The organism is Novosphingobium subterraneum, assembly GCF_000807925.1.
In the GTDB taxonomy this organism is placed as follows: domain Bacteria; phylum Pseudomonadota; class Alphaproteobacteria; order Sphingomonadales; family Sphingomonadaceae; genus Novosphingobium; species Novosphingobium subterraneum.
The window spans coordinates 1-25,436 of record NZ_JRVC01000032.1 but is presented as its reverse complement, the minus strand read 5'-3'; the positions used below and the strand labels follow the sequence as shown (position 1 = coordinate 25,436).

Genomic DNA, 25,436 nt, shown 5'->3' with positions numbered 1-25,436 from the left:
CCATGTTCGCAGACGCTACCACCAGAATTGCGCGCACCAGAATTGCTGCGCCGGCGGTCAGGATCCTGCTGCCGCTCACCGCAATTCTTGTCGGCAGTGGCACTTCGCTGGTCTGGGCCGAGGCTGGCTCGCCAAGCGCGGACCAGACCGCCGACATAGAGATGCGGGTCAGGCATGCCCTCGGACAACGCCTGCCACGTACGCCCGTTACCAAGGTCAACTGCACTTTGGTCGATGGTCTTTGCGAAGTGACCGCAGGATCGCAGCTGTTCTATGTCGATCGCTCTGGCCAATATCTGCTGGTCGGCCGGGTCTACGACATGGAAACGCACCGGGACCTGACGGCAGCACGGTTACTGGAAGTGAACCCGGATCTCCTGCTCGGGGCCGCCGCCACCAAGGGCAGTGGGCATGGCACCGACCTGGCATCCGATGACCCCAATCCCGAACGCGGCGCCCCCGCTCAGGCCGCGAGCGGGGCGCCCCGGACAATGTCCCTTGCCGGACTGCCCGCCGCTGGCGGCATTGTCTGGGGCAACCCTGCAGGCCCGACCGTCACTGTCTTCAGCGATTTCCGCTGTGGTTATTGCCGCTCGCTGTCGCAGACGCTCGAGACGATGAATGTGCGGGTCATCGAGCGGCCGATCTCGATCCTTGGCAGCCGCGCGCTAGCGAACCAGGTGTTCTGCGCACGCGATCGGGCCCGGGCGATCAAGGCCGCTTATGCCGGAATGGCTATCGAGCAGGCCAAGCCCTGCAATACCTCGGCGCTCGATGCCAATGAGCGCTTCGCACGGGAACAGGGCATCGCCGGAACCCCCGTCCTGGTTCGCAGCGATGGTGCGGTGATCGAGGGTTTCCGCCCACGGGCGTTTCTCGAGAACTGGATCAAGGGGGGGCGCTCATGAGCCTCCAATTGCACATGCTTTGCGTGTTCCAGTCCATTCCCAGCGCCCGCTCGGTCATGGTCCTGCTATCCAGCGCCGCCCTGTCATCCTGCGGCGTGCTGCTTGGCGATAACGTCAAGGGGAACTTTATCTGCAGCGCCCCGGGGGGGACCTGTGCGCCCTCCACGCTGATCGACGACCAGGCCCTGGCCCTGATCGAAGGTGCCCGGCCTGAGGTTTCAGGGTCCCAGCAACCGATTGGCTTCAGCCAGGCCAAGGCAAGGGCAGAGACGTTTCGGTCGGTATCGCGCAGTTCGCAGGGAGGGCAGTTTAAAAGTCCGGCACGCGTCCGCGACAATCTGCTCCACCGCGAAACTCGGACCTTGCGCCTGGTCTTCCCGGCCTATGTCGATGATGCAGGCAACCTGCACGAAGCCCGCGTCGTTCACACCGTTGTCGATCGGGGTGGCTGGATCGAACTGACGGACGGTTCTCTGGCGCCCCTAGCCGGAACGTACCCGAGCCAGGATGAGGATTTACCCGCCACTCCAGCACCTGACCCGCCAGAAACATCCATATCGGACCAATCGCTTTCAGCGCCGGCTTTGGACAAGATCGAAGGACCAGTGAGCCCCGGAGGGGCGCCGCCGACCAGCCCTCTCACAATCGATGCTATCCGGGCCCAGGTCGCAGAGCGCCTTGCCACAACGCGCAAACCGCCAACCACGGTGCAGCCACAAGCAGATGGACCGCGCGCAGGGGCTTCCACGCCATCGGAGAAGGGACGCCCGCCCGAATCCTCCGCGACAATCTCAGCAAGACCCGGGATGCCCTTAGCCGCAAATCCGCCTGCGTCATTCTCAACGCCAGAAGTGGATTGATCGTCATGTCGACCAGCGCATGGAACCGTTTTCTCGATCTCGTCTTCGGCGAGGGGGCGCGGGCTGATGTTGCGCCGCAATCAACCGGTATGCCGATGCTCTCGGACTGGCTGCCCTATCGCAGTTATGACCCCGAGACCCGGCTGTTCATCAATACGGCAAGCATGGGTTTCATTCTCGAGCTTGCGCCGATGGTCGGGGCGGACGAGCGCACCGGCGAAATTTTCACCCAGTTCCTTTCAGACGGTCTGCCGGCAGGCTGCGAAGTGCAGATCATCCATTGGCAGAGCCCTGCGGCCGGCGTGCGCATTGCCGACTGGGTAATGCCAAGGGTGCTCGCCAAAGGCGTCTATGGCCGCGCGGCACAGCATCGCGCCCACTACCTGAGGCGTGCGGCCTGGACCTCGCTGTCGCGTGATGCCCCGTTTTGCCTGCGCCAGCATCGCGTTCTCGTCAGCATCGGCGCATCGCTGGGGTCTTCACTGACTGCAAAGGACCTTGCGAGCGTTCGCGAAAGCCTAGGCGGGACCTTGCAGGCCCTCAGCATTCCGTACCGCGACATTGCCCCTGCCGAGTTGATCGCGTTTCTGAACGATCTCCTCGTTCCGGGCATAGACAATGCCGAGAGCGCAGACCTCTACTCTCCACTCGACCCCATCCACCAGCAATGTCTGCGACGCGACCTCATCACCGAAATCTCACCCGACCGTATCGTGCTCAAGGTCAGCCGCGACGGGCGAAACGGCCAAGCAAGCGGGCCAGCTTCGGGGCACACCTTGCAGCCGACCAGCGAACCCGAAGCCTTCGACTGGCGCTTCTTTTCGGTCCGGCAAATGCCGCGGCAATGGGCACCGTGGGATGTCCAGAAGCTGATTGGCGACGTGCTCAACGACAAGCTGCGCTTCGGCTGCAACGTGCTCACAGTTCTCGGGTTCGTCCTGTCCGATGAGGAAGCAACGGCTTCGCGGGCCGGCTTCAAGGTGCTGCGCACCACCAGCCTTGCCGACTCTCGCTCCGCGCGTTTCCTGCCGCAACTGGCGCAGCAGCGCGACGAGTGGCAGCAGGTCCAGGCGGAATTGCGCGAAGGGCGCAAGCTCGTCCAGGCCTGCTATTCCGTTGGCGCACTGTCGCCGCTCGGCAAAGGCGATGCCAACGAACGCCTTCTCAAATCGGTCTACAAGGCGGCAGGCTGGGACCTCGTCGAAGAGCGCTACTTGCAGACGATGGCTCTGCTGGCGGCCATGCCGCTCACGCTTCCCAATGGCCTGTCGGGCGATCTCAGGCGGATGAAGCGTCTGCGCACGATGCTGAGCAATACCGCAGCAGCAATCGCACCGCTCCAGGGCGAGCATGTCGGCGGTCCGATCCCGCACATGCTGCTGGTGGGACGGCGCGGCCAACCGTTCTTCTGGTCGCCGTTCCAGAATGCGGCCGGCAATCACAATGTCGCGGTGTTCGGGAAGTCTGGCTCGGGCAAGTCGGTCTTCCTCCAAGACGTCTGCGCTGCACTTGCCGGTGCCGGCGCCAAGGTCATCGTCATTGATGATGGGCGCTCCTTCGAGCACATGGCCAAGGCCTTCGGCGGCGCCTTCGTCGAGTTTCGCCTGTCGTCGGGCTTTTCGCTCAATCCCTTCGACATGATCGATGCGCAGGCGCTCGAAAGCGATGCCGATGGCGAGGACTACGAAGTCGAGTGCCTTGCCATGCTGAAGTCCATCGTCGGGCAGATGGCCCGCCAGCAGGACCGCCTGTCCGATACCGAGCGCGGTTTGATCGATTCCGCGGTCAGCCGGGTGTGGAGCGAACACAAGCGCGCAGGTACGATCGATGCTATCGCCGCTGCCCTGCGCGCCATGCCCTCTCCTTCCGCGAGCGATCTTGCCGATGCCATGGCACCGTTCCTGTCGGGCGGCACCTACGGACGGTTCTTTGCCGGATCATGCTCGATTGACCTGACGGCAGATCTCACCGTTTTCGAGCTTTCTGACCTCTCGTCGAAACCCGAGCTGCGCTCGGTCGCGCTGACCGCGCTGATGTTCCTGACCTTGCGCGTCATGCGCGATCTCGACCGTTCGGTCCCCAAGCTGACGATGATCGACGAAGCCTGGCAACTGCTCGGCGGCGGACAGATGGGCCAGGCGATCGAGACCTATGCGCGCACCTGCCGCAAGTACGGCGGGGCGCTGGTCACAGCGACACAGTCCCTCAATGACTTCTACAAGTCGGAAGGCTCGCTGGCCGCGCTCGAGAACAGCGACTGGTCGGTGGTGCTCCAGCAGAAGGAGGAGACGGTCAGCGATCTTGCCCGGCACCAGCGCTTCGAAATGGACAGGCACACCGAGGCGCTGATCCGCTCGCTGAAACGCAATGGCACGGAATACTCCGACGTCCTGATCAAGGGACCCGAAACACTTGCCGTCGGCCGTCTCGTGCTTGATCCCTATTCAGCAACGCTCTACTCTTCGAGCCCCAAGGTCTTCTCGGCGATCGAAACGCTGGTCGGCCGGGGCGTGCCGCTCGCAGATGCGATCGAACAGGTTGCCTTCCCGGATTGCGCGGAACCCGCAATAGCGGCGGAGACCGGAGCATGATCCGCCATCCTGCCTTGGCGCGCTTGGTTCCATCTTGCGTCCAGGTCCAGGACACCTGCCACATGGGCCTGTGCCTCGCCGGGTGGCTGCTCACCAACATCTGCTGCACCGGCGCTATCTGGCTTGGGCTGTTCATCGTGCTTGGCGAGTTCACACTGACCGGCACGTTGCTGCACCTCGACAATTTCGCGAGCCGCTATCTTGCGGCCGAGGCCGCACATCAGGCGCACTTGCGCGACCGGTTCTGGATCGCGAGCGCGGTCCTGTTCCTGGGGCTCGCGGTGCTGCGCGCCGGATCGTTGCCGCGCTGGCATGCAGAGCGCGCGCAAACACCTTCCAAGGAGAGGTTGCATGGTTGACCGCCGCGTGGCCGAGGAGGTCAGCCCCGGACCTTTGTTCGAAACGGAAACTCCGCCAGTGCCTTCGACGACCATCGCCGCCCACGCGCGACGCCGCTCGGTCGACTGGAAGTTGGTGGGACTGATCGGGTCTATAGTCGTAGCCGGACTGTGGGGCGCCTGGGTCACGCGTGAACTGCTCAGCACCCCGACAGCGCCGACGCTGGTGCGTGTGCAATTGTCCTCGATCATCGGCGAATATGTCGCAGCCCAGGCGAGATCGCAGACACCCCCCGATGTGGTGACCGCCGAGACGAAGGCCTTCATGGGTGCCGTGCAGCGCAATCTCGAAGCGCGAGGCGCGCGCGGGCAGGTCGTGCTGGTCGGCGAGGCCGTTCTGGCCGGCAACGTTCCTGATGTGACGATGGCTGTGCGCCGGGAAGTCTACGCGAAGGTCCCTTCGCCGGGCTCCAAGGCCGGTACCAATAGCTCGGTCATCGACGCAATGCGCCAGGTCATGGCGCCCAACCCCGCAAGCGTCGTCCAAGGTAACGCTGTCGATAGCGAGGTTGACGATGCTAGAGCTCGCTAAACGCTTGCGCGCAAGGCGGCGCTGGCTCGCCATCGGCGCCCTGGGCCTCACGCTCATGACAGGATCGGCGCTTGCGGACTGGCGCGACGATCATGCGATCCTGATCAACACCACCCGTTCGATGCCGGAGTGGGCCTTCTTCATCGACAAGGGAAGTATGCCACAGCGCGGTGACCTGATCGTCTTTGCGCCGCCCGACATCCCCTTGATCCGCGCCCATTTCGGACAAGAGCCGGCTCCGTTTGCCAAGCGTGCGCTCGGCATGCCAGGTGACGTTGTCACCCGGCAGGGCGAGACCGTCCTCGTCAACGGCAGGCCAGTTGCCCGGCTCAAGGCGCGGACGACGCGCGGCGAAACACTGACCCCGGGGCCAACCGGCATTGTGCCTCCAGGCTGCTTCTATGCGGGCACTGCGCACAAGGATGGCTTTGACAGCCGTTACGCCGAGATCGGCTTTGTCTGTCGGCGCCAGATCATCGGCTCGGGTGACGCAGCCTTATGACGCGCCGGACGAGCACGTCGTGGGTCCAACGCACGAGGGGCATTCCCGGTGCGGCCCGTCTCGCTGCGGGCTTTGCGGCCATTGTGGTCGTGGGCTTTGTCGGGGGATCTGTGCCCGCTGCCGCAAGTGATCATGGCAGGATGGGCGAGATCTTTCCGATCATCGAAACCGACATGCTGACCGTCATTGCCACGCGATTACACACGCTCGAGGCCACAGGGAGCATCGCGCAACTACAGGCCCGAATGCGGGACACAGCGATCGCGAGCGTGCGCCGGCCAGCGCTCGTGGCAGGCTTGAGTCCCGCGCAGGAGCGCCGCGAGTGGCTATTCGATCCATCCTTCGTGCTCCAGCAGGACGTGATCGGCGCCAATGGCGAACGCATTGCCGCCAAGGGTACGCGGGTCAACCCGCTAACTCTTATTTCCCTGCCAACGGATCTGGTCTTCGTCGATGGTCGCCGAACGGCGGAGCTCGACTGGGCCACGCGAAACTGGAAGCCGAACGAAGCCAAGGTCATTTTCGTTGCCGGTTCGCCCTTCGATGCGATGAAACCCTTCCAGCGCCGCTTCTGGTTCGATCAGCGCGGTGCCTTGGTTGCCCGCTTCGACATCCGCCATACGCCTGCTGTCGTCACGTCAGCCGGCAGCCAGCTGCTGGTTGCCGAGATACCTGTCCCTGACACGACAATCCACCGGAGCCCGGTGTCGTGACCCGAAGCCTGTGCACCCTCCTTCTCGCGGTGTCGATCCTGCTGGGGACGATGGCTCCGGCCAAGGCAGCAGGCGCGCCGTGCCATGGCAGCTTCGTCAATCCGATCACCGATGTCTGCTGGTCCTGCCTCTTTCCACTCTCGGTGGGCGGCCTGGCCATCTGGAAAGGCTCGCGGCCCGACCCGAAAAATCCTTCGTTTCCGCTTTGCGCCTGTGGCAGCCCGATCCCGCGCATCGGAATTTCGATCGGCTTCTGGGAGCCGGCGAGGCTGGTCGATGTCACTAACAAACCGTGGTGCTTCCCGAACCTCGGCGGCATACGCCTCGACCCCGGTTTCGACATCGGCGGCGGCCATGTCCAAGGTGCAAGCCAGGTCGGCGGGAAGGCGCAGAACAGTTCGCAGTGGCAGGCACACTACTACGTCTACCCGCTGCTCTACTGGATGGAGATCCTGACCGACTTCCTCTGTTTCGAGCAGACGACCTTCGACATCGCCTATATCACCGAGCTCGATCCGCTCTGGCAGGATTCCGCGCTGACCTCGATCCTCAATCCCGAGGTCGCTCTTTTCGCCAATCCTGCTGTCACGGCGGCTTGCGCTGCCGACTGCGTCGCATCGACCGCGAAGCTGCCGATCGACCAGTTGTTCTGGTGCGCCGGCTGCAACGGCAGCATGTATCCCTTGAACGGTCATGTCGCTGCACATGTCACCCCGGTCGAGGCCTCGCGCCTGGTTGCCACGCGGATGCTCTACAAGATGCACCGCAGCGGTCTTGCCTGGGGCACAATGGGGTCCAGGGCCCTGTGTTCGAAGTACCTGATGCCGGTCATGCGCAAGCAGCAGTACCGCCTGCAGATGACCAATCCCACGGCAACGGTGAAAGGCCGCTACGCCTGCGCACCGCTCGGTGCCACCACGATCAACCCGCAGACCGGCAAAAGTTACCCGGTCAAAGGCGAGGATTTCGGCTACCTCGTCTGGCGCAAGCGCAACTGTTGCGCTTTATGAAGTCGCAGCGCGTCCCTCTCGAACGCAGCACGCTGCGGCTGACGGCTCGCGTTGTAACCCGTCTTTTCGGACTTGCGATGCTTGCTGCCATATCGGGAGCCACAGCGCAGAGCATTGACGGGCTTGATCTCGGAGCCATTCGCGCAAGGAACAGGGCCGGCACTGACGAGCTTGAAGCGCTTGTCGCGGCGGCGCTGAAACGGGCCGAGGCGCAGAGTGGTGCGGCACAAGAGGTCCGCGCGGACACCGACCAGACTTTCGCGCAGGAGCAGCAGGCGCGTAGTGCCCGCGCTCCAGCTGGTGTGGTTGATTTCGACGCGATCCTCGGTGGTACTGCCGCAAACGCGAGAGTACCGATGGGCGAGGGGCCCTTGCTGCTCGTCTTTGCCAGCCTGTCGATGCCGCAAGCCTCGCTCCGGCACCTGGTGCGCGATACCACGCAGGCCGGGGGTATCGTTGTCTTCAGGGGCTTTCCGGACAATAGCGTCAAGGCTTTTGCCCGAGGCCTGATGCGCGTTGTCACAAGCGAGCAGGAAGAGGCGCACATCGCGATTGATCCGCGGCTGTTCCGCGCCTTCCGCATCGACGCCGCGCCCACCTTCGTCGTGGCAGAAGGCGGCTACGAGCTCTGTGACGGTCTCGATTGTACAAGCGCGGTGCCGGCCCACGCACGCATGACCGGCAATGTCAGCCTCGCTTACGCGCTCGAGAGCTTTGCCGCGGCCAATGAATTTGGTGCGGTGGTCGCGCGGATTGCGCTGGACCAGTTGGAGAAGAGGCGAGGGCAATGAAGGGCCCGGCTCTGTTCGCCGGTCTGGCCGCGCTAGGCTATATCGCTGTCGCGGCGAACGCCTCTGCGCAGGTCTATATCCCGCCCCCTGACGATGTGATCGAAGCTCTCCCGGCACTGCCAACCGCGCCAGCCCCGGCGTTGCCGGAGGCGGGTCCACCCCCGGGAAGGGCGGAAGGCCCGACCTCCGCTGCCCAGGCAGAAGCGGAAGCGCGACAATTGGGCAGTGCGTTGCGGCAGAGCTACCAGGGACTGACTGCGGCTCCGGGGGCAGCGGCACAGGTCCCGGGCTACGCCCCGAACTATCCGCAAGCGACCCATTACTACGGCCATGCCGATGCCTTGGCCCCGGACGGTGCGGTCGCCGCTAGCCAGAGCGAAGCCTGGCGCACGGCCAATTCCACGTCGCGCCCGCGTATCGCGGTCAAGCGCGAGGACATGGCACGCGCCGCCGCCATCGCCAAGGATCCGACCCGCTTTGTCGACGGTGTGGAGACCGGCGGGAGCGCCGGGGCCTGTACACCTCTGCCGGCGGGATCGAGTGCGCCCGGCAGTGTCGAGATGACCTGCAACATCGGGGAAAGCATCGTCGAGCATGAGCAGAGCTGCAAAACCACGCTCGAGGTCAGGCCCTGGGAGGCCCTCGAATATCAGTATGTCTGCGTCTCCTCGCCCACTTATAACGGCTGCGGAGCACTGGTAGTTGCGGGACAGTGTCGCAACACTGGCACCGCGCCAGTCCCCGAGTACGGCCTCACCGTTACCTCCTATACTTGCAATGCGGCCGTTTCCGATCCGGACGCTTTCCTTGTGGGCACAACGACCGCGCCGCCACCTGTCGGCGCCTTTGAAGCGGGTGGTCACGTCTATCGCTGCAATCGCGCAGGGCTTGTACAAGCTCTGAGCGTCGATCCAGCGACCGGGGCACCACACGGATACCTCACGGGCTTGCAGCAATGTACGCCAGATCTCGGCACATCCTCGTGCACGCGCACAAATGCCCTATCCGCCGGTCTCGTCGAGCGCGACCTCTGCCTATCCTGGGACTTTGCAGGCGATCCCATCAACGGTGGCAAGCTGCGCTGTATCGAGACGGCGCCCAAGGAGGAGGTCTACGCTTGCAACGCCCTGGTGCCCGGCCTCCAGCCCGAGCGCAGCGACACGCGGTGGTTCACCGCGCGATGGACCGCAAGTCCGTGCACGGTCGATCCGGAAAATTGCACGGCGACCAACGAGATCTGCAGCGTGCCCGAAGAATCCCGGGTCATCGCCGGCATTCCGGTGCGCCAAGCCTGCTGGGAAAAGACACGCACCTCGGTGTGCAGCCAAGCCATCGGTGGCAACAACGACTGCGGCGCGATCGAAGCCACGCCCGAGTGTCGACAAACGGGCGAAATCTGCCTCGACGATCCACCCGATCCAGATGGGTCCTGCAAGGTCACCGAGCGCAGCTACTCCTGCCCGGTTCCGGGCTCAGTTACCGAACCTCAGCAATACCTCTGCTCGGGCGACATCTATTGCCTTAATGGCGAATGCGAGACGGTCGAGCGCGAGGCATCGGACGAGTTCAAGGACGCGCTGGTTGGGCTCCATGCCCTGGGGCAGGCCAATGCCGAATTCAGCGAGAATGACCTGTCGCTGTTCAAGGGCAATCGCGAGACCTGTGCCAAGAAGATTTTCGGCATTTCCAACTGCTGTACAGGCAAGGGCGCTCCGATCCTGACGCCCTGGCTTTGCAGCGCCGCCGAACAGCAACTCGACAAGAACGACGATGCCGGCCTGTGCCACAAGGTCGGGACTTATTGTTCCTCCAAGGTGCTTGGCGTCTGCGTGACCAAGCGCGACGCCTACTGCTGCTTTGCCTCGAAGCTGACCCGCATCCTGCAGGAGCAGGGCCGGGTGCAACTCCGCAAGCCCTGGGGTCGGCCAAAGAGTGAAAGCTGCGAAGGCTTCACTGTCTTCGAGTTCCAGCAGCTCGACCTGTCGGTCATGAACTTTACCGAGATCTACGCCGACTTCACCGAGGCTGCGCGCCTCCCCGAGGAGGCCGCGATGCTGGTCGAAGTCCAGAACCGCATTGGCCAGTTCTACGGCCGGGCCCAGCCATAACCCGTTCGCGAGTGAAACGAAAGGAGCACGCCATGCCGACGTCGACAACAATCCTCGGGCCTCTTGGTGTGATCGGTTTGGCGATGGCTCTCGGACTCTCCTCCCAAGTTCATGCAGCGCCCAGCGAGAGCAGCGAAATTGAGATCCGCCGTGACCCGGATGCGCTCTATTGCACCGAGCGGCAGCTCGGCACCTGGTTCTACTGCGATCCGCCGGAGGGCAAGCTTGCACCCGCACCGACCAGGACCTCGCCCCGGGCAACGCTTGCTGCCATCGGTGCCGAACTCGAGGAGCTCAAGGCAAGGGCGATCCTCGATCCCAGTCCCGAGAACGTCACCTCCTACATCCGCTTCCAGCGCGCGCAGCTCGATCGCTCCTCGACCTTTGCCGATGTCTGGCAGCGGGCACTGTGGCAGGACCCCGGGCTCGACTACACCTTGCAGCGGCCGGTCTCGACACTCGGCAAGCGTGCCTGGATCGACCAGCGCAAGGCCGATCGCGATCATGTCATGGCCGAACTCGGTCGCCGCTACGGCGTCTTCTACTTCTTTGCTTCGAGTTGCGGGGCCTGCGACATCTTCGCTCCGATCCTCAAGGCCCTGAGCGATCGCTATGCCTTGCCTGTGCTGGCAGTCTCGATGGACGGTGGCCCCTCGGCCACATTCCATGACTACATGGTCGACAGCGGACAGTACGAGCGGCTCGGGCTCGGCAGCGACCGGCAAGTACCGGCCCTGGTCCTGTTCGACAGCGTGACCCGGCGCCCCATGCCGATCGGCTACGGCATTTTAAGTCAGGACGAGATTCTCGACCGCGTGTTCCAGCTGACCACGGTCAAGAGCGGGAGCGACTTCTGATGAATGACCGGTTCTCTTGGCGTCGTGTCCGGGTCAGGTACCTGACCAGCATCGTTGCGGGCAGTGCCCTCCTTCTCGGAACGCCGATGCCCGCAAGCGCCGGGGTTGAGGGCGAGATGTCGAGCTTCATGAGCGAGATGGGCGCTGCCGCCAATGTCACTGGCCCCAGCGCCTATCGCGGGCAGTCCGCAGGCTACTACTCGATGGGCACGGTGTGGTCGCGCTTTCCGCAAAAGAGCATTCAGCCCTTCAATCTCCAGTTGCCCCATGCCCGCGCCGGCTGTGGCGGCATCGACCTGTTCTCAGGCTCCTTCTCCTTCATCAACACCGCCGAGCTCGTCGCCATGATGAAAGCCACTGCCAACAATGCTCTGGGCTTTGCCTTCAAGCTCGCGATCGACACGATCTCACCCGAAATCGGCAAGGTGATGGATGAGCTCGCGCAAAAGGTCCAGCAGATGAACCAGATGAATATTGCCAGTTGCGAGACCGCGCAGGCGCTCGTTGGCGGCCTGTGGCCAACCAGCGATACCGCCTCCTCAGTGGTCTGCGAAGCGATCGCCAATAGCCAGGGCGCGGTTGCCGACTGGGCGCGTGCGCGCCAGCAATGCAACAACGGCGGGCAGCGCGAGAGCCTCAAGGCCGCGAACTCCGATCCCGCAATGGGCGAGCTTGCCGGCATGCCCAACAATTACACCTGGAAGGCGCTCTCCCGCAAATACGGTGGTTTCGACACGCCGTTTCGCGAGTTCCTGATGACACTGGTTGGCACGGTCATCTATGATCCCGCCGGAAACGAGGGCAAGCCACGGGTCCAGTTCATTGGTCCTGCCGATGCTGCCCTGATCAGCGCGATGCTCGATGGCACAGCATTAAGCCCGCACAAGGTGCTCACCTGCGGCGGTGACAGTACTGCATGCATGCACCCGTCCGAGGTCCAGATGGTGATCGGCCCCAATGCGGCGATCAAGGCGCGCGTCCGCACCCTCATGGAAAGCATGGCGCGCAAGGTCCGCGACCCGGGCGCGGCGCTCACACCTGCCGAAATCCAGCTGCTCGGCATGGCGAGCGTGCCCGTCTACAAGATCATCACGGTGAGTGCCGCAGCCGAGTTCGGCATCTCGGCTCAGGAATTGAACGACCTTTCCGAAATCGTGGCGGTCGACCTCGTCACCACCATGACCATGCGCTTCATCGACATGGCCGTGAACGCCCGCTCGGACTTCAACGGGGCCGATGCGGACAGTTTGCGCGAATGGCGTGAGGGCCTTTACGAAACCCGCCGCAACTTCCTCGGCATCGCGGCGCGCACCTCGCAGCGCTTCGACCAGACTTTCGCCCTCATTCAGCGCACGCAGATGCTCGAGAAGACCCTGCGCAGTCAGCTCTCGCCGCAAATGGCGGCGGCATTGCGCTTTTCGCGGTCGCTCGGAACCCAGGTCCAGTAGGTTCCGGAAACGTCACGCCAAGGGGAGAGCGGCACATGCTCGAAGTCTTCACGGTCGGCGGCGGCGAATTTCTCGTCAACACCTTCAACGCGGTGGCGACCTGGACGGGGTCCGGCGGCTTTCGCTCGCTGCTCAGGGTCTGCATGGTAATGGGGCTGACCTATGCCCTCTTGATCACCGCGATGGACCTCGATTGGCGGGTGTGGCTGCGCTGGTTCATTCAGTCGACGTTGATCTACCTCGTGCTGATGGTACCAACCGTGACGGTCAAGGTCACCGATCGCATCAACCCCAGCCTTGCTCCTGCCACCGTTGCCAACGTGCCGATCGGTCTCGGCCTGATGGCCTCGTTCACCAGCCAGATCAGCGACTACTTCACCCGCACGGCCGAAACGGTTTTCGTTATGCCTTCGGCGCTCGACTACTCGACCGGCGGCTATGTCTATGGCGCCCGGCTGTGGGACAGGACACGTGCGTTCGAGATCCGGGATCCGGTCTTCCGCGCCAATCTCGACGGCTTTCTCAAGCAGTGCGCCTACTACGATATCCTCCTGGGCACTCGCAGTCTCAAGATCCTCAGTGAGTCCAGCGATATGTGGGCCGAGTTCGGCCTCAATGCCGCGACCAATCGCGGCATGAAGTTCCTGACCGATACCGGGGGCGCAACCGACATCGAGGGCAAGACTTGCGCACAGGCCTGGCAAACCCTCAATGCGCAGTGGAACGCACAGATCGACGCGGCGGCCATCCCGTTTGCACGCACGCTGTATCCCAAGCTCGCATCGGCCGCAGCGAGCAGCAAGCTCGCAGCAGACTTGCCGGCAATCTCGCAGCTGCTGACGGGCACCTCGGCTTCACGAAACCAGATTCTTCGCCAGAAGAGCATGGTCGATGCGTTCGAAGCTGCGCAGCTGGATTTTGGGAACGTCGATTCCGATGCCTTCGCGCTGCAGCGCGCCGATTTTCAAGCCCGCAATGCAATGACTGCGGCTGCAGAGCAGGGTCTCATCTGGATTCCGGTCCTCAATGTCGTGCTGACGGTCGTGTTCTACGCCCTGTTTCCGGTGGTCTTCCCCCTGCTGCTGTTTCCTCGCACGGGCATTGCGACACTCAAGGGCTACTTCGCGGGGTTCTTTTACCTCGCTGCATGGGGACCGGTTTATGTCCTGCTCCACAGCTTCATCATGGACCGCCTTGCTGCACAGTCACGCGCGCTTGCCGGAAGCGGCGTGACGCTTGGCACCTGGTCCGGCATTGCCGGGGTGAACCAGGACATCGCGACGATGGCCGGGTTCCTGATGATGTCTGTCCCGGTCCTTGCCTTGATGGTCATGCGCGGAACCTTGTCGGTCGCGCACAGCATGGGCTCGATGCTGGCGCCTGCCCAGGGAGCAGCGGATGCAGCCGCCGCCGAACGGACCACCGGCAACTATGCGTTCGGCGATGTCAGCTATAGCAATCTCAACAGCGGCAACGTCCAGGCATCGCAATGGAACACGGCGCCGAACCTCACGGCCGGGGCTGCGCATGTTGCCGCTCGCGGTGAGGATGGCCGGGTCTACCACGGTTACGGTTCCGGCCGGAGCGTAGTCGATACCAGCGGTGCGATTTCGCAACTGCCGTTCAAGGCAACAATGACAAGCGGCTATGCAACGGACTTGCGCAACCAAGGGCAGTGGTACCTCAATGAAGCCGACCGGATCGAGAATGGCGCGTCGACGACGTGGACCAGTTCGCGCGGTCGATTTGGCAGTACTGTCGAGGCAGCGAGCGAGGTGTCGGGACGCCGACGGGAAAGCGGCAGTCGGACCTCCGACACCAACAACCTGACCGGATCTGTGAGCGTTGAGGATGCCGCCAGCCAGTCCACGCGAAAGACTTCCAGTAACGATTTGATCCTTCGGGAGGGCAATAGCCGCAGCTCGGGAACGTTCGAACAATCGGCCACGGGCGTCACGGCAAATGCAAGCGCAACGGCATCGCTTGGCGTTGGCGGTGGGCGGGGAGGCGGTGCAAGTTTGGGAGTTCGCGGTTCAATGTTTGCCAGAACGGAAATTGGTAGCGACGAAAGATCCAGTCGCGAGAGATCTGCTGTGAATCAAGTGACCAAGGGATCGAGTGATGCTAACGAGACCAGCAATCGCACGATCGTCAGCGGATCGAGCAGCGCAACCAGCGCAGACGGGACGTTCGCTCAGCGTTCGCAATATTCCGACGCAAGCCGCTCGAGTACGTCAAGCTCGGGTCGTGACTGGCGCACTTCGGGAGCCGAAGAGCGATGCGAAGCCGCAGCGCGCTACCGCGAGATCGGCAACCGCATGCTGACCGAAGCCAGCTTCGCGCAGTCTCACGGCTTTCAAATCTCGGATGACCTCTCCAACTTGATTCAGGATCGCTATGAGGCGCTCCGGCAGGACCATCCCGAATGGCACCTGCCGGACCTGTCGGACCCGAATCTCGGATATCGTGAACTGGCAAGACGCGATGGCGCAGTCACGCTGGCCATGGACGATCTGATGAGCGACCTTCGATCACACCGGATCGAAGAACTGGCCGACGTGAAAACACTAGCGGGTTCGGCAAGCCTTGGCACACACGACGAACTCGGCGGGCCGACTAATTCGCCCGCCGTCCTCGGCAATAGGACATCGCATGGGAGCGTCCCGCCAGCGAAGATCTCGATCCCGGTGAGGCCTGATGGCAAGGTAGATGGGGCCTTGGCAGCCGTGGCCTTGGGAATCTCCATTAAACCAGGTGCCAACTTGTCCGAGCTGCATCGCGACCTGGTGCCCGCAATGGCTGCTGTGGCTTCAGAAGCCCGAGTACTCGGTTTGCCAAAGCCGGTGATAACGTCGGGCAATGACAGCAATCAACATGTGGATGGTTCGCGCCATTACCAGGATCGTGCGCTGGATTTCCGAGGCAACACAATCTCTGCAGAACACGGGCATGCCTGGGCGCGCAGCGTACAGGAGAAACTTGGAGACAGTTATTTCGTTCAGTTTGAACAGTTCCCTGAAAACGACTCACGGAACCACCTTCACGTCGCAAAGAAATAGCTTCTGGCCTTGTCAGCCAATTACGTTCGATTGCGAAACAAGATAGGCGACCACACCCACGAAGAGGGCCACAAACCAAGTTACTCCAACTTTCGTGGCGCTGACCTGATCCGCGTGAGAGATTTCGACCTGTGGCGTGGAGAGCCCCGTGACAGGATCACTTTCCAAACTACAGCAGGATAGCGGTTCTCCATCAAGCCCGTATCGGTTAGGTTCCATGACACACTCCCGATTAGAAGTGTGTCATAAAGTCAGGATTTTCGCAATGATTTCATTGATATAGGCGTCAAAAACTCAGGGGGACGGGAGAATTTCTGTGAGTGCTCCGGGCAAAATGCTACCCTCAACTGATCTTGCAGCATATTGTATGCGCGCAGCACAACCTGCTCCCCGACCACCAGTCCGCTGTCATTCACAAGCTGAAGGTTGAGTGGTCAGACAACACATTCGTCATCCCGCAGGGGGTGCCATGCGCGCCTGCCTCCGAAATGCCCGAGACGTTTGTCCAGGTTGGGTTCACTGTAATTTCCAGGTGTTCACGGGGAGGGCTGCATTATTCGACCGGGCGCCTCCCAAATGCTCGCCCGGCCACTGTCGGTGACACACGACCACGCCGTTTCGCCGTGGGCGTCGACGACCTTGAAGCGCACATAGACTTCGTCCGAACCGATCGTTGAACTGACCGGCCCGTCACAAATCAAGCAATTGCCTCCAGCCCCTTGCGCTGGATGATCGAAAGCAACCTTAGCGCTGGGCCGCCCGGTCGTTTCTTTCCGCGCTCCCAGTCGGACACAAGATTCTTCGAAACATTGAGATAACGCGCAAACACCGGCTGCGAGACGTGCTCCGCCTCGCGGATGGCCTTGATCTGCTCTGGCTGGAGCGGCGTTGCGGGGGCAAGGCAAGTGTCGTCGAACTCGCGCAGTGTGCGCTTGTCGATGGCTCCTGCATCATGGAGTCCCTCGATCATCTCGTGGACGGCGGCAAGCGCCTCGCTCTTATAGGTCCTGGGCATAGTCATTCACCTCGAACAATCTTTCTTCGCGTACCTCAGTCTCGATCTGCGCCTGCGTCAACGCGAGCACGATCTTCGCAGCCTGCTTGTAAGCCTTGAGTTCGACCGCGTTCAGATTGGACTTTTGGCTCTTGGAAAAGCCAAAGGCGAAAATGGCCCGCTCTTCATGACGAAAGAATACGAGGGTACGATAGCCACCGGACTTGCCTCCGCCTTCACGTGCGACGCGCTGCTTGATCAGGCCGCCACCCAGATCGGCGTCGACCAACCCACGATTGGCCTGATCTATCGCCGCAACAAGCGTCGCGTCGCTTATCCCTTCACGGCTCGCAAATTTCGCGAACCAGCGGCTCTTGTAGATGCGGGTCCGCAGCTTACCGGTCATGACGGCACTCTACTATCATACTTGGTATGATACTTCAAACGGGCGTTACCGCCTCAGGCCCGGAAAATAGCACGGCCAGCTTGAATGGAACGCGGCGAGTCCAGTGGGTCCCCTGTGTGAACCCTGACGAGGAAGGAGTTATCCTCGCCCTTGATCTCCAGTATGGAAAGCATCATGACGATCTTTCTTGAAGAAATCAGCAGCTTCCTGAGCTTTCTGGCAGCCGATCTGAAACGCCATCCCGAAGCGGTGAAGGCGCTTGGCCCCGAATTGGCCGCACGCATCACGTCGCTGACTGCCAATGTTCCTGTCGATGTCGATGAGGCAATTGGTGGCGACGTTGACCTTTGAGCAGGCGCCCAATCCTTGTAGGAATGACCGTCAATGGCTGGACACTGTACACCCATCCTCTTTTCCCTCGAAAAACTGGAGAAGGTGATGCTTGCTGTCGAACGCGCCCGCGCGAATGATCCCAGCGGATATGCATCGACTGCCAACGCGAACTCCTCGCAGCGCTTCGCAAGCTGATGTTTGAGGTGATCCCCGTCGATCCAGTCCGCCACGAATTCCGACAGGGCGGGACGCTGAGCCCTTCCCGCAAGCACCGGTTCCGGGCGAAATTCGGAAATGGGCGATTCCGCCTGTTCTTCCGCTATTCGACATCCGCGAAGATCATCATCTTCGCATGGGTCAACGACAGCGACACGCTTCGCACCTATGGCGCGAAGAACGATGCATAAGCCGTTTTCAGGGCTATGCTCGACAAACGCAACCCGCCCGAGGATTGGGATGGCCTGTTGAAGGCAAGTGAGACGCTTACGGAGAGCTGACCCGGCCTACGTCTGGATAAATTCGACCTCGATCCGGTCAACATCGACAATGCGTCCTCGTACCCGGACCCGCCCGTTGAGCCCGTCCGCCGCGCACTCGTCGGCAAACCGAAGGCGCCAGTAAAGTCCATCGTCGTCGCGCAGGATCGGCCCACGCGCACCGGGTTCGATGGTGCCGTTGTGGAAACTGGAGATATGAGGCCGGGATAACATCATTTGTCCTGGATTGCGCAGTCTGGTTGAAGGTAGACACCCGCATTCCGGACGACAGGCTCGTCCTTAACCTGCCGAGCTGAATTTGCCCAGTGGTGCCTGGGAGAAGAATTGGCGCGGTCCGGTGGGAGGTGACCCGGACCGCGCCGTCTCGCCCTTGCGGGCGGGAGTTGATTGCGCGCGCGGTCCGCAGATCATCACTCCGCGAGGCGATCTAACAGGAACGCAAGGACAGTCAGTATTGTCATCCAACGGTTCAATGGGACTCAGCTGAACACCTAGGTGCGAAAGGCTACCCATGAAGTGAGGCCACTTCACAGGTCGAGCCCCAGGGTTTTCTCCGGACGCATCGTGCGAACTGGGGGTTCGGGGACCTTGCCCAGCACGGCGTCGAGCTTGGCCTTGAGTTCCGGGCTCATCTTGAGTTCGGGCACCTGGCGCGTGTCGATCGGACTGCCGTGCCGCGGTTCGACCTCGATCTTCCCCGTCGCCTCGAGCGCCGAGGTCTTGTTGCCTGGCGTGCGGTCTAGTTGCTGCTTCAAACCCTCGAGGCTGTTGGTGACGACCATCATGTCGTCCGTGGCGCGGGTGTTGAGCACGTTCTGCGTGCGCTGAGTGGCAAGATTGCGCTGCGACGAGGATATAACCTCGATCGCCTCCGGTTTCGTCATGCCCTGCGCCATGTGGGCATTGAGCGCGTAGCCGAGGTCGAGCCGACGGAGCATTGGATCGCCCGGCGGCAGAACCAGCTGGCGCTTGTCGGCGAGTTCAACCCGGACACCATCGGGCCGTGCTTCGAGCACCGTTGCATAGGTCGACTTCGCGATGTCGCGGGCAGAGTCCTTGTCTCGCCAGAACACGGTCTCGCCGTTGTGGATCGTCAACTGGCGTTGCTCGTAGAGCCCGAGGCGGTCGAAGCGGTGGTCGGGATCGAGCCGGTCCGGGTCGATGACCTTCTGTCGCCCGCTGCGTTCGAGTACGACCTTGCCGAACTTGCGGATCTCGCGAACCTCGTATTCCCCGCGCTTCAACCCCAGTTCGCTTACGTCCATCCGCGCCTCGAGAACTTGGCCGGCACGGTAGGTCGAAGCGAAACGAAGCTCTTCACGAGTGGCATTGGCGCTTTGCAGGGTGGTGAGGGCGAGGCCGGAGCCGGAGAGGGTGCCTTCCTTCAGCAGGCCTGCCTGAACCCGCGCGTTGATCTCGGCGCGATCGTCGCGGCCCGCAGTGAAGATCGCGGTCGCTTCGCGCTTGTCGGGCGAGAGCGCCAGCCACAGCTCAGCTGCCTTGGCGACGTGGTCGGGGCCTGCCTCGATCACCCGGCCATGCGCGGCGAGGAGGTCGAGTGCGAGGCTGGCATGGCCCTCGTTCGAGAGCCCGGCCACAGCCAGCAAAAGCGGGGAATTCTTCTGGCGGATGTTTTCGTCCATCCGTACGGTTGCCTGACCCGCGCTTTGCGAGACCGCGAACATCTTGCCCTGCTCGATCGCCGACAATTGCTGGCGGTCACCCATGAACGGGGCCTTTGCGAGCCCCAGTTGATCACCCAGCGTCAACAGGCGCAGCATGTCGCGCGAGGAGATCATCGAACTTTCGTCGGTGATGACGACGGTATTGGCGAGTGCGGCCTTCGCCGCCTCGAACCGCTCACCCGGCCCCGATGCTGCCGCCGGGCCATAGGTATTGAGGAACCGGGCGATGGTGTAGGCCTCGATCCCCGCCTCGCGCATCTGGTCGGCCGACATGCCCTGGCTGCCGCCGCCGCGCAGGTCGGCGACCATCTTGTTCTGGAACGCGAGCCCGACGAGCTTCACGCCGTCGGCGCGCAGGACCTTGTCGAGCGCTCCGAGCAGCGTCGATTTGCCCGCACCTGCGACGCCCTGGACATTGAGAAAGCGATCGGTGCCGGAGAGGATCGCGACGCCTGCGGCTAATTGGCCTTCGTTGAGCTGCCAGTTATCGACCCCGGCGCGGGCCTGCCCAAGCTCGCGCGCCGCCTCCTGCAGCCGCGCTATGGCCTGCTCGGGCGGCATGAACGCGCGGCCCTTTCCGGCCCCGGCATCGATGCGGTCCAGAATCTGTTGCTCCATCGCGAGCGCGGCCGGCGTCGTCACCAGATCGAAGTGGCCGTCGAGCCGCTCCGACCTGCCCGGGGTCAGGTGACCATCGCGAATGAGTTCGCCGATCCGCTCGACGACGGCGCCGCCTTCGAGACCCTTGATCTGGAAGCCCAGCGCGGCGCTGAGGATCGCCTGCGGCGTGAACGCCGCCTCGCGCTCGGACAAGTGGCGGATGGCAGAAGCCGTGGCGTGCTGTGCCTTGATCGTGCCGGCGGGCACGAACAGGGCAGCCGCGCCGCTCACCGCCAGCGGGCACGGCGTGCGCAGCGCGGCGCCGATCCGGGTTGAGACTTCACCAAGCGCGGCGGTCGCGGTTTCACGAAAGGTCGGGCGCGCCTGCAGCTCAGAGCGGGCCTTGGCCTCGGCGATGAGCGCCTTGCCGTCGAATCCCAATGCTGCCGAGCGATCCTGCCAAGTCTGAACCAGTGCTGCGCGGTCCTCGACGGCGAGCTTGGGATCGCGGGTATTGACCGTCACCCGGTCCTGTCCCTGCGGCGATGCAATGCCGAGTTCCTCGACTTTGGTCAGGATGTCTTCGCGGCGCTGGCTGAACTCCTTTATGACCTCGCTTGGCACGCCCTTGATCTCGAACGAGCCGTGCTTACCCGCTGCCTCGGTCTCGTAGCCGAGCTTCTGCAACTGGGCGCGGAAGGCGGCATGGTAGAACTGGCCGATCGTCGTGTTGTTCTTCCAGATCTCGCCGTTCCACAGCGCCTTCCAGGTGCCCTTGGAATCGCGGGTCAGGTTGGCGACGACGGCATGGATATGGCCTTGCGGATCGAGGGCTCGGCTCGTGTCGTGGGCGAACAGCGCATAAACGAGATTGCCGGTCTTTTGCGGTTCGCCGCTGCGCGAGCGGTCGTAATTGCGGCTCTCGGCAAACTGCTTTTCGACGAGCTGAGACATCGTCGATTTGACGGCGGCGAAGTGCGCATCGAGGATGCGCTTGTCGCCGCTCACGAGTGCGAGGATCGAAGCGGACTTTGGCATCGAGAAGGTAAGGTCGAGACCCAGACGACGCCTCTCGACCTGACCCACCATCTCGCCGTCTGGCAGCTTCCCGTTCAGGATCCCCTCGAACTGGTCCCTCTCGACCTGACCCTGAAGCCCGAGTTCGCGCGCACCCTCGCCGCCCCAGACCCCCGCTTCCGCGTTCTCATCGACCGTGTAGTAGTTGTCCTGCGCAAAGTAGGCGGCAGCGCCGCTCGACGATCGGACGGAGGCGATCGAGTGCATGGGCTAGATCTCCGGTCCGTCGTCATGGGAGTGCGAGTGATCGTCGATTACCCGGGCAGCCTTGCTGCCGCGCTCGGCCTGCTTGTCAGCGAGGGCCGGATCATTGAGTTCTCGGGCGACGCCGGCGCGCTGCGCAGCAGACTTTGCCGCTTCTCGATCTGCCGCCTTGTCAGGTGCTTCCTGGTCGCGTGATCCACTCCGTTCGCTCTGCGGAGCCTGCTCGAGCCTGAAAGCCATCTGCTTGCTGACACTGGGGTCCAGTGCTGGCCCTTGAGGCAGGTTTCCGGTCGCGGAATTCTCCGGCTCGCCCTGCTCGGAAGCGGGCACGCCGGGGCCGCTTTCAAGCTCGTCGCTGCGCAGTTCGCGCTCGGGGTCACCGCGCTGTTCACGTCCGCCGACTTCGCCTTCTTCCGTCGCCTCTGCGGGTGGCGGTACGAACTCGATGGGCTGGACATTCTCGCGCAGGACATAGCCTTCGGCGACCTTGGGATAGTCCTTGTATGTGAGTTTGATCCGCGCAGCGTCGAAGCCCTCGGGGAAGACGAGAAAGCCGCGCAGCGAGGGCAGGCGCATGATGTCATCGGGGATGACCAACGGTTGCACTTCGGAGCGCGGGGTGATCGTCGCCGCGTCGCGGATGTTGGAATAGCCGTAGCTGTAGGCCTCATCCATCATCCGCACTTCGCGGTGGCCGATGTAGTCCGAGCAATGCTCGGCGGTGTCGCGGTCAGCCGCTGCCAGGATCAGCTTAGTGCGGGCGAGCGAAGCGAGGTTCTGCGCTCCTTCCTTGCCATAGGTCTCGGCCAGCTTGGCGAAGGAATGAATGCCGAGGACAAAGGCCCCGCCGAACCCGCGCGCGGTCTGGAGGCCGTCCTCGATAGCAGGCAGGCGGTGGAGTGCATGGACCTCGTCGAAGAAGAACCAGGTGCGCAACGATCGGGTTCGGGGCAAGCGCATCAAGGTATGGACAGCAAGGTTCATCCACAGCGACAGCAGTGCCCGATTTAGCACCAACTCGTTGTGGGAGGAGGTAATGAACAGGATCGAACCTGGCTTGTCCTGGTGGCGGATCCAGTCGCAAATCGAGAACGGCTCCTTGCCTTCAGGGAGGAACAGCAACGCCTGGGCATTGGTATTGAGGACAGCGCGGACGGACTCGGCCATGCGCGCAGCAATCGGGGCGGTCAGGGGCTCTGCAATGGTGTTGCGCAGGAGCTCGTGGACCTCTTCGAGATCCGCCATCATCAGGCGATAGGCGAGCGCGGCATTAGTGGCTTGGCCGAGCTTCATCAGCTGGACGCAGGATTGCACGAAAAGGGTTCTTGCCCCCAGCATCCAGAACGGGTCCGAACCGACGCCGTCGCTGGGCAGAATGGCAGCGGCAATAGCGGTGAAATCGGCGTAGTTCTTGCCCTCGTCGAACAGCGACCAGCTTGGGCAGCGCTCGTCCATCGGATTGAGGATGGTATCGGTTTCGGGATTGTAGAAGGCCTCGACGTAGGCCCCGGTGAGGTCGAACACAACCGCCCGGTCGCGCCGCCGACGCATCTGCGCGATCATGTCGCGCATCTGGGTGGTCTTTCCTGTGCCGGTCGAGCCGATCATGATCGTGTGGGCTTGCTCGGTGCGCCACGGGAAGGACACGCCGGCGATGTTGTAGACGTGATGGATCCCGGCTTCCTTGCGCTTGGCGAAGCTCATTCTCATGACGTCCTCAAGCGTCTTTCCGGGCATCCGTTCGCTGACTTCTTGCGCAAGCGCGGCGCGGTTATGCTCAGTGATCACGGCCGAAAGCTCGGCGGCATCAACCAGCATCGCCCCGCGCTGGTGACGCTCCTCGAGGATCGCCTTGCCGCGCCGGTGCGAGAGGTTGACGAACCAGACCGAGAGCGGGATCGCGATGAACAGCGAGATGAACAGCGACCCCCAGATCGCGCGCAGCAGCTTGTTCCAGGCGATGGCCACATTGGGGTGCGAGGCGATCATCGAAACCGGGGCGGGAATGATTTTGCCCGAGGGCAGGGTGAGGTTCAGGATCTTGCTCGGATCAAACTCCATAAAAGTCCATCCGGAGGCGTAGATCCGCATCAGGATCATCTGGACTTCATGGCTCTCGAGCAGCAGTGCGAGCACGATCGAAAGCGCGATGCAGAATGTGAAGCACCACACCAGCAGCGGCATCTTGGCCGAGGCAAACCACATCAGGAATTCATGGGTGATGAGCTGTGAGCCGCGGGTGAAATTGCCGGCATTGCGCGGCATGCTTCCGCGCGCCGAATGGTGCTTGAGTTGACCCGGGCGGGCTTGGTCGGACCAGGTGTCAGGACGCCGCATAGAGCGCCTCCACACGGCGGTCGGCTTCGGCCATCAGGGCGGAATGCGCGTCGGGAAATTGGCGCTGGATGAGGAGGTCGATCCCGAGGAACAGGTACTCGGAAGAGAACTGCCGGCGGCGCTCGGTTTCGGTGCTGCCGGCGATCGTCGTGAGGTAGAGCGTGAGCGCCCCGCGCAGCACGATCGACGGGGTCAGCCCGCGCTCGGCGCAGACCCTTTCCAAACCATCTGCAAGATCGCGCGGGAAGCGGACCGTGAACCGGACTTCATCTGCCATAACCAGACCCTTCGACAGGGCCTGGTGGGGATTGCGCGCCTGCAATTTAGGCCAAGGGCGGGGGCTTGGCAATGGCCGCCACCGGGAGCAGCCTTGTCGGACACTGTCCGACAGGAAAAACGCGGATCTCTGCGGGGTTCAGGCGCTGTCCGACTGGGTCGGACAAATGCCCTTTTTCTCGAAATGGCGGATTTTCGCCATTCTTCAAACGGTCCTGCCGTGTAGGGTGTGCAAATCTTCCCCTTAATCCGATGCCTTGTATCTGGTGGCTGGTTTCTGGTCTTTCTGGCGCATGGATTCGGGCTTTGACCACCTGTCTTTAAGCCAATGAGTACCGCTGATTTCAGGGCGGTAGGTACGGTTTACTTTCAGAACTGGTGGCAAAGGGCTTGCCACTGCAGGCTCTGCTTGGAATCTTCGGCGCGGGAGGTTTCAGCACCAACCCACGAGGTATCATCATGGCCAGGAAAGGAAGCCTTGAAGCAGAACGACAGGCAATCGCAAAGGAGCGTCAGGCGCTGGAAGCGCGCGAGACGAAACTGCGCGAAAGCGAGCGGGCGGCGAGTGTCGAACTGATGCACAAATCGGTTCTCGGCAAGGCCCCAAGAGGGGCCGGAGAGCCCTCAAGAGCCCTCCGGCGCGGTGCTATATGCGGCCTGTCAGAACGGGCAGTCCGCGTCCCATTCGGGATCCATCACCACACTCATGAAGCTCGCGGCGCGGCCGATGTTCGCTTCGTCGAAGTCGTCGGCCATCATACCCGGGACGGATTGGACGATCCGGTCGATCAGGTCCTGGGGCAGGGCGTTGTAGTCGCCCTCGTCGATGGCGAGAAAGCCGCCGAACTCGTCCTCGATGACATGGCTGTCGAAGAAGCTGTGCTGAGCCCGGACAGTCGCGGCGCGTACCGCGGCGTCATAGCTGATGTGGTCGAAAGCCGGGATGTCGAGGGTCTTGGTAAGAGCGTTCATGTGAGCCTCCTGTCAAAGGAATCGAAGAGGTCTCCTCGGGTATGGCCGACCTTGGCCCGGGTCAGGAACGGGCCGCCCGCGGCCCGCCGCGTGAGCGGGGGTGGGGGAGCCGATTTTTCGCCTTCTTCAGGCGTAAAAATTGGGGGAACCGCCCTTCTTGACGCGGGCCGATGGCGACCATCATGCTTGGAATTCTGCGAAAGTCTTTTAATCGCTAACCTGTCAATCAGGCGCAGCGGGCATACCACCCTGATCCACGATGACGCGGTCGCGGATGC

At 62.7% G+C, this 25,436-nt stretch carries 22 protein-coding genes; 15 read left to right on the top strand and 7 right to left on the bottom strand.

Translation table 11 applies throughout. The features are described 5' to 3' along the window. Positions 1–2 precede the first annotated feature (2 nt). Genes NJ75_RS21435 through NJ75_RS21375 form a run of 13 tightly spaced genes read left to right on the top strand, consistent with a single transcriptional unit; the run spans position 3 to position 15,777 of the window. Complete coding sequence (locus NJ75_RS21435) at positions 3–908, top strand: DsbC family protein (RefSeq protein WP_052242732.1); 906 nt, start codon at positions 3–5, stop codon at positions 906–908. Next, positions 905–1,768, top strand: coding sequence for a TraV family lipoprotein (locus NJ75_RS25450; RefSeq protein WP_062780534.1), 864 nt, complete (start codon positions 905–907; stop codon positions 1,766–1,768). The genes NJ75_RS21435 and NJ75_RS25450 overlap by 4 nt, the downstream gene beginning before the upstream one ends. 5 nt (positions 1,769–1,773) lie before the next feature. Next, a complete protein-coding gene (gene traC, locus NJ75_RS21425) occupies positions 1,774–4,359 on the top strand; it encodes a type IV secretion system protein TraC (RefSeq protein WP_039337984.1) in 2,586 nt (861 codons plus the stop codon). Beyond that, on the top strand, positions 4,356–4,718 hold the full coding sequence (locus NJ75_RS21420; protein ID WP_052242730.1) for a hypothetical protein: 363 nt from the start codon (positions 4,356–4,358) through the stop codon (positions 4,716–4,718). The genes traC and NJ75_RS21420 overlap by 4 nt, the downstream gene beginning before the upstream one ends. Next, positions 4,711–5,289: a TrbI F-type domain-containing protein gene (locus NJ75_RS23545; protein WP_052242729.1), complete on the top strand. Its 579-nt coding sequence runs from the start codon at positions 4,711–4,713 to the stop codon at positions 5,287–5,289. The genes NJ75_RS21420 and NJ75_RS23545 overlap by 8 nt, the downstream gene beginning before the upstream one ends. 55 nt (positions 5,290–5,344) lie before the next feature. Further along, positions 5,345–5,791, top strand: a complete 447-nt coding sequence (locus NJ75_RS21410; RefSeq protein WP_039338010.1) for a S26 family signal peptidase — start codon at positions 5,345–5,347, stop codon at positions 5,789–5,791. Further along, positions 5,788–6,504 carry a conjugal transfer protein TraW gene (locus tag NJ75_RS21405; protein WP_052242727.1) on the top strand — a complete coding sequence of 239 codons (717 nt, stop codon included), beginning with the start codon at positions 5,788–5,790 and terminating at the stop codon, positions 6,502–6,504. Before NJ75_RS21410 ends, NJ75_RS21405 begins: the two co-directional genes overlap by 4 nt. Next, positions 6,501–7,514 carry a conjugal transfer pilus assembly protein TraU gene (gene traU, locus NJ75_RS21400; protein ID WP_039337983.1) on the top strand — a complete coding sequence of 338 codons (1,014 nt, stop codon included), beginning with the start codon at positions 6,501–6,503 and terminating at the stop codon, positions 7,512–7,514. The genes NJ75_RS21405 and traU overlap by 4 nt, the downstream gene beginning before the upstream one ends. Then, positions 7,511–8,305 (top strand): type-F conjugative transfer system pilin assembly protein TrbC, encoded by a 795-nt coding sequence (trbC, locus tag NJ75_RS21395; RefSeq protein WP_052242726.1) that lies wholly within the window; start codon positions 7,511–7,513, stop codon positions 8,303–8,305. The genes traU and trbC overlap by 4 nt, the downstream gene beginning before the upstream one ends. Then, positions 8,302–10,413 carry a conjugal transfer protein TraN gene (locus NJ75_RS21390; protein WP_039337981.1) on the top strand — a complete coding sequence of 704 codons (2,112 nt, stop codon included), beginning with the start codon at positions 8,302–8,304 and terminating at the stop codon, positions 10,411–10,413. Before trbC ends, NJ75_RS21390 begins: the two co-directional genes overlap by 4 nt. A gap of 32 nt (positions 10,414–10,445) precedes the next feature. Beyond that, positions 10,446–11,270, top strand: a complete 825-nt coding sequence (gene traF / locus NJ75_RS21385; protein ID WP_039337979.1) for a conjugal transfer protein TraF — start codon at positions 10,446–10,448, stop codon at positions 11,268–11,270. Next, positions 11,270–12,718, top strand: coding sequence for a conjugal transfer protein TraH (locus tag NJ75_RS21380; RefSeq protein ID WP_052242724.1), 1,449 nt, complete (start codon positions 11,270–11,272; stop codon positions 12,716–12,718). The genes traF and NJ75_RS21380 overlap by 1 nt, the downstream gene beginning before the upstream one ends. Positions 12,719–12,753: 35 nt before the next feature. Beyond that, positions 12,754–15,777, top strand: a complete 3,024-nt coding sequence (locus NJ75_RS21375; protein WP_039337977.1) for a conjugal transfer protein TraG N-terminal domain-containing protein — start codon at positions 12,754–12,756, stop codon at positions 15,775–15,777. Positions 15,778–16,474: 697 nt separating this feature from the next. Here NJ75_RS21375 and NJ75_RS21370 read toward each other — a convergent pair. Together NJ75_RS21370 and NJ75_RS21365 are read right to left on the bottom strand one after the other, a co-directional pair. Continuing rightward, positions 16,475–16,792: a helix-turn-helix domain-containing protein gene (locus NJ75_RS21370; protein ID WP_039337975.1), complete on the bottom strand. Its 318-nt coding sequence runs from the start codon at positions 16,790–16,792 to the stop codon at positions 16,475–16,477. Further along, positions 16,776–17,177, bottom strand: coding sequence for a type II toxin-antitoxin system RelE/ParE family toxin (locus tag NJ75_RS21365; RefSeq protein WP_039337973.1), 402 nt, complete (start codon positions 17,175–17,177; stop codon positions 16,776–16,778). The genes NJ75_RS21370 and NJ75_RS21365 overlap by 17 nt, the downstream gene beginning before the upstream one ends. Before the next feature lie 174 nt (positions 17,178–17,351). Between NJ75_RS21365 and NJ75_RS21360 the strand changes: the two genes are divergently transcribed. Then, positions 17,352–17,528, top strand: a complete 177-nt coding sequence (locus NJ75_RS21360) for a type II toxin-antitoxin system PrlF family antitoxin (RefSeq protein WP_236727223.1) — start codon at positions 17,352–17,354, stop codon at positions 17,526–17,528. A gap of 176 nt (positions 17,529–17,704) precedes the next feature. Further along, a complete protein-coding gene (locus NJ75_RS25220) occupies positions 17,705–17,917 on the top strand; it encodes a type II toxin-antitoxin system YhaV family toxin (RefSeq protein ID WP_156135914.1) in 213 nt (70 codons plus the stop codon). 96 nt (positions 17,918–18,013) lie between these two features. On the opposite strand, the gene NJ75_RS21350 is transcribed toward NJ75_RS25220, so the two are convergent. From NJ75_RS21350 to NJ75_RS21325, 5 genes are all read right to left on the bottom strand, one after another. Further along, the gene (locus tag NJ75_RS21350) at positions 18,014–18,220 is read right to left on the bottom strand and encodes a DUF5818 domain-containing protein (RefSeq protein ID WP_236727222.1); all 207 of its coding nucleotides are present in this window, start codon (positions 18,218–18,220) and stop codon (positions 18,014–18,016) included. A 314-nt stretch (positions 18,221–18,534) separates the two neighbouring features. Continuing rightward, entirely contained in the window at positions 18,535–21,576 is a 3,042-nt protein-coding gene (mobF, locus tag NJ75_RS21345) for a MobF family relaxase (RefSeq protein WP_039337968.1), read from the bottom strand. 3 nt (positions 21,577–21,579) lie between these two features. Next, positions 21,580–23,910, bottom strand: a complete 2,331-nt coding sequence (locus tag NJ75_RS21340; protein ID WP_039337967.1) for a type IV secretion system DNA-binding domain-containing protein — start codon at positions 23,908–23,910, stop codon at positions 21,580–21,582. Next, positions 23,897–24,187 carry a CopG family transcriptional regulator gene (locus NJ75_RS21335; protein ID WP_039337964.1) on the bottom strand — a complete coding sequence of 97 codons (291 nt, stop codon included), beginning with the start codon at positions 24,185–24,187 and terminating at the stop codon, positions 23,897–23,899. The genes NJ75_RS21340 and NJ75_RS21335 overlap by 14 nt, the downstream gene beginning before the upstream one ends. 659 nt (positions 24,188–24,846) lie before the next feature. Next, complete coding sequence (locus tag NJ75_RS21325) at positions 24,847–25,158, bottom strand: hypothetical protein (protein WP_039337958.1); 312 nt, start codon at positions 25,156–25,158, stop codon at positions 24,847–24,849. Positions 25,159–25,436: the final 278 nt, after the last annotated feature.

Bases quoted from the DNA above. Each gene is read 5' to 3' on its own strand.
- NJ75_RS21435 (WP_052242732.1), top strand. From the start codon at position 3: ATGTTCGCAGACGCTACCACCAGAATTGCGCGCACCAGAATTGCTGCG.
- NJ75_RS25450 (WP_062780534.1), top strand. From the start codon at position 905: ATGAGCCTCCAATTGCACATGCTTTGCGTGTTCCAGTCCATTCCCAGC.
- traC (WP_039337984.1), top strand. From the start codon at position 1,774: ATGTCGACCAGCGCATGGAACCGTTTTCTCGATCTCGTCTTCGGCGAG.
- NJ75_RS21420 (WP_052242730.1), top strand. From the start codon at position 4,356: ATGATCCGCCATCCTGCCTTGGCGCGCTTGGTTCCATCTTGCGTCCAG.
- NJ75_RS23545 (WP_052242729.1), top strand. From the start codon at position 4,711: ATGGTTGACCGCCGCGTGGCCGAGGAGGTCAGCCCCGGACCTTTGTTC.
- NJ75_RS21410 (WP_039338010.1), top strand. From the start codon at position 5,345: ATGACAGGATCGGCGCTTGCGGACTGGCGCGACGATCATGCGATCCTG.
- NJ75_RS21405 (WP_052242727.1), top strand. From the start codon at position 5,788: ATGACGCGCCGGACGAGCACGTCGTGGGTCCAACGCACGAGGGGCATT.
- trbC (WP_052242726.1), top strand. From the start codon at position 7,511: ATGAAGTCGCAGCGCGTCCCTCTCGAACGCAGCACGCTGCGGCTGACG.
- NJ75_RS21390 (WP_039337981.1), top strand. From the start codon at position 8,302: ATGAAGGGCCCGGCTCTGTTCGCCGGTCTGGCCGCGCTAGGCTATATC.
- traF (WP_039337979.1), top strand. From the start codon at position 10,446: ATGCCGACGTCGACAACAATCCTCGGGCCTCTTGGTGTGATCGGTTTG.
- NJ75_RS21380 (WP_052242724.1), top strand. From the start codon at position 11,270: ATGAATGACCGGTTCTCTTGGCGTCGTGTCCGGGTCAGGTACCTGACC.
- NJ75_RS21375 (WP_039337977.1), top strand. From the start codon at position 12,754: ATGCTCGAAGTCTTCACGGTCGGCGGCGGCGAATTTCTCGTCAACACC.
- NJ75_RS21370 (WP_039337975.1), bottom strand. From the start codon at position 16,792: ATGCCCAGGACCTATAAGAGCGAGGCGCTTGCCGCCGTCCACGAGATG.
- NJ75_RS21365 (WP_039337973.1), bottom strand. From the start codon at position 17,177: ATGACCGGTAAGCTGCGGACCCGCATCTACAAGAGCCGCTGGTTCGCG.
- NJ75_RS21360 (WP_236727223.1), top strand. From the start codon at position 17,352: ATGACGATCTTTCTTGAAGAAATCAGCAGCTTCCTGAGCTTTCTGGCA.
- NJ75_RS25220 (WP_156135914.1), top strand. From the start codon at position 17,705: ATGTTTGAGGTGATCCCCGTCGATCCAGTCCGCCACGAATTCCGACAG.
- NJ75_RS21350 (WP_236727222.1), bottom strand. From the start codon at position 18,220: ATGTTATCCCGGCCTCATATCTCCAGTTTCCACAACGGCACCATCGAA.
- mobF (WP_039337968.1), bottom strand. From the start codon at position 21,576: ATGCACTCGATCGCCTCCGTCCGATCGTCGAGCGGCGCTGCCGCCTAC.
- NJ75_RS21340 (WP_039337967.1), bottom strand. From the start codon at position 23,910: ATGCGGCGTCCTGACACCTGGTCCGACCAAGCCCGCCCGGGTCAACTC.
- NJ75_RS21335 (WP_039337964.1), bottom strand. From the start codon at position 24,187: ATGGCAGATGAAGTCCGGTTCACGGTCCGCTTCCCGCGCGATCTTGCA.
- NJ75_RS21325 (WP_039337958.1), bottom strand. From the start codon at position 25,158: ATGAACGCTCTTACCAAGACCCTCGACATCCCGGCTTTCGACCACATC.